Genomic DNA, 3,093 nt, shown 5'->3' with positions numbered 1-3,093 from the left:
CTGAGCCACGGCCCCGGCATCCGCTCGGCCGCCTGCTCGCCCCCGACAGTCGCCTCTCTCGACGGCGTCTCGCGCGCCCCGCGGTGCAGGCCAGACGCCATCGCCGCGGGCGGCTGCGTTTCCGGCGGACAGGAGCGCGAGCGGGAGTCCACGCGCGGGAGCCCCTGCGTGTGAGGGAGAACCTCGGCGAGCTGCTCAGCTCAGGAATTGCGCTCGAACACCAACCGCAGGCCCTCCAGCGCCAGTTCGGGCTCGACGTCGGTGATGGTCCGGGATTCCTCCGCCACGACGTCCGCGCGCAGCCCCGTGAGGACGACGGAGGCGTCGGCGAGCTCGGGGACGTCGGTGCGCAGCCGGTCCACGAGTGCGTCGATCTGGCCGGCGAACCCGATCACGATGCCGGCCTGGAGTGCCGCGACGGTGTTCTTGCCCAGGGCTCCCTTCGGCCGCACGACCTCGATCTTGCGCAGGGCGGCGGCGCGCTCGGCGAGGGCGTCGACGGAGATGTCGATGCCGGGCGCGATCGCCCCACCGAGCAGCTCGCCGCGGGCGGAGACGGCGTCGACGGTGGTCGCCGTGTCGACGTCGACGACGACGACGGGCCCCTCGAACAGCGTGTGGGCGGCCAACGCGTTGACCACGCGGTCCGAGCCCACCTCCCGCGGGTTGTCGACCTTGAGCGGCACCCCGGTCTTCACCCCGGGCGCGACGACGACGGCCGGCAGTCCCGGCCAGTAGTCGGCGGCCATCCGGCGCAGTTCCCCGGTGACAGACGGGACCACGGACATCGCGGAGATTCCGGTGAGCTGCTGCGCGCAGTCCCCCAGCAGGCCGCGGATCGTCAGGGCGAGTTCGTCCGAGGTCACCGCCGGTGACGTGCGCATACTCCAGGTGCGCACGAGCGGCCCGCCGCCCGGGGGGAAGATGCCGAGCCGGATGTGGGTGTTGCCGACGTCGACGGTGAGCAGCATCTTCTGTCCGCGCTGCCTAGACGGCGGCGGGCTCCGGCACGCGGGGGTTCTTCAGACCCGAGCCCTCGGGCACGTCCGCGGGGTCGGTGCCCTCGGTGAGCATGCGGTTGTCGCCGTCGACGAACACCACGCGGGGGGAGTAGGCCCGCGCCTCGGCGTCGGACATCTGGGCGTAGGCGATGATGATGACCAGGTCGCCGGGGTGCACGAGGTGGGCGGCGGCGCCGTTGATGCTGATCACGCCGGAGCCGCGCTCGCCGGTGATGGCGTAGGTGGTCAGGCGGGCGCCGTTGTCGATGTCGACGATGTCGATCTGCTGGCCCTCGAGCAGGTCGGCGGCGTCCATGAGGTCGGCGTCGATCGTGCAGGAACCGACGTAGTGCAGGTCGGCCTGGGTGACGGTGGCACGGTGGATCTTGGAGTGGAGCATGGTGCGCTGCATCTACTGGCCTTCCTCGAGGTCACGGGCCATCTCGGCCTGTTGGGCGGCGACGGTGGCCTCGGCGGCGGCGACGAAGCCGGTACCGATCGCCACGCCGACGTTGTCGATGAGTCTGGTGGTCCCGATGCGGGCCGCGACGAGAAGCCTGCCGGGACCCTCCTCCGGCGGTTCCCCGAGGTCCCCGGCGCGCAGCTCGAGGTAGTCGATCGAGATCTGCGGCCGCTCGTCCAGGACCGCGCGGGCGGCGTCGACGACGGCCCGGCGCCCGCCCTTCGCGGCGAACGTCCCCGCCACGAGGGCGGCGTTGAGGACGGTGGCCAGTTCCCGCTCCTCGGCGGACAGGTAGCGGTTGCGGGAGCTCATCGCCAGCCCGTCCGACTCCCGGATGGTCGGGACGCCGACCACGCGCACGTCCATGTCCAGGTCCGCCACCATCTGGCGGATGAGCACCAACTGCTGGTAGTCCTTCTCCCCGAAGAACGCCTGGTGGGGGGAGACGATGTTGAACAACTTGTTCACCACCGTGAGCATCCCGGCGAAGTGGCCGGGTCGCGCGGCCCCGTCGAGGATCTCACCGGTCGGGCCGGGCTGCACCGTCGTGCGGGGTCCGTCCGGGTACATGGTGGCCGCGCTGGGCGCGAAGACGAGTTCCACGCCGGCGTCGGCGAGCCGGGCCACGTCCTCGTCGAGGGTGCGCGGGTAGGCGTCGAGGTCCTCGCCGGGCCCGAACTGCAGAGGGTTGACGAAGATCGACACCACCACGACCGACCCCGGGGTGCGGCGGGCGGCCTCGACCAGCGCGAGATGCCCCTCGTGGAGGGCGCCCATGGTGGGGACGAACGTGATCTGCTTGCCGACCTTGCGCAGCGACTCGGTGACCGCGCGCAGCGAGGACGGGTCGTGGTGAATGGTCAGCTCACCCCGGTTGTATCCGGTGTTCGGGCGACCGGGGACCGCGGTCCGGACCGCGAAGGTGGTGGGGGTCATCGAAGCTGCTCCGTGAGGTCGGGGGCCAGGAGGTCGGTCACGTCGGCTCCGGCCCCGACGCGGTCGGCGGTGCGCAACGCGAGCGCCCGGTAGCCGGCGGCGATGCCCCCGTCGACGTCCTCGAGGGCATCGAGGTGACGGGAGACCGTGACGGCGTCACCGCGCATCACCGGACCGGTCAGGGCCGAGTCCCCGGAGGCCAGGACGTTGTCGAGGGCGGCCCGCAGGAGCGGCTCCAGGGTGCGGCGCGCGAGCGCCTCCGCGTCCTGCCCGAGCATGCCGTCGGGATCGCCCTCGACTCCGCCCCCGGGCAGGACGGCGAACGACGCGGCGAGCGCCTCGGCGGCGTCGTTGACGAGGGTGACGAGGTGGTTGGCGCCGTGCGCGAGGGCCGCGTGGTAGAGGGCCCGATGGGATTCGGCGACGGTGACGGGCAGGCCACCGGTCTCCATGACCAGCATCTGGCCGACGACCAGTCCGATCTCGTCCGGGGAGGTGAGCGCCCACGAGCACCCCTCCATGCGGTCGATATCGGCCGCTCCCCCGGTGAAGGTCATGGCCGGGTGCGCGGCGACGACCACGGCACCGGCGTCGGCGGCGGGGCGCAGGACTTCCGCGCCCACTGCGCCGGCCACGTGGACGACGATGTGGCCCGGCCGGAAGGCGTTCACGTCGGCGAGCTCGGCCACGACC

4 protein-coding genes are annotated in these 3,093 nt (G+C 72.5%); all 4 read right to left on the bottom strand.

The annotated features are described in order from the left end of the window. Positions 1 to 200: 200 nt before the first annotated feature. A complete protein-coding gene (locus G6023_RS08870; protein WP_067711588.1) occupies positions 201 to 971 on the bottom strand; it encodes a type III pantothenate kinase in 771 nt (256 codons plus the stop codon). Between the two features lie 16 nt (positions 972 to 987). Beyond that, on the bottom strand, positions 988 to 1,413 hold the full coding sequence (gene panD / locus G6023_RS08865) for an aspartate 1-decarboxylase (RefSeq protein WP_067711586.1): 426 nt from the start codon (positions 1,411 to 1,413) through the stop codon (positions 988 to 990). Then, the gene (panC, locus tag G6023_RS08860) at positions 1,414 to 2,400 is read right to left on the bottom strand and encodes a pantoate--beta-alanine ligase (RefSeq protein ID WP_182635066.1); all 987 of its coding nucleotides are present in this window, start codon (positions 2,398 to 2,400) and stop codon (positions 1,414 to 1,416) included. Continuing rightward, positions 2,397 to 3,093: DUF2520 domain-containing protein (locus tag G6023_RS08855; protein WP_182635064.1), on the bottom strand; the 697-nt coding region annotated here is incomplete at its 5' end. The genes panC and G6023_RS08855, both read right to left, overlap by 4 nt.

Origin of the sequence: Dietzia sp. DQ11-71, from assembly GCF_014144995.1 — a bacterium.
Lineage (GTDB): Bacteria > Actinomycetota > Actinomycetes > Mycobacteriales > Mycobacteriaceae > Dietzia > Dietzia kunjamensis.
Note: the sequence above shows the minus strand (reverse complement) of the source record. Positions and strands in the feature narration are given on the sequence as shown.

Excerpts from the sequence above, each read along its gene's own strand:
- G6023_RS08870 (WP_067711588.1), bottom strand. The coding sequence starts at position 971 with ATGCTGCTCACCGTCGACGTCGGCAACACCCACATCCGGCTCGGCATC.
- panD (WP_067711586.1), bottom strand. The coding sequence starts at position 1,413 with ATGCAGCGCACCATGCTCCACTCCAAGATCCACCGTGCCACCGTCACC.
- panC (WP_182635066.1), bottom strand. The coding sequence starts at position 2,400 with ATGACCCCCACCACCTTCGCGGTCCGGACCGCGGTCCCCGGTCGCCCG.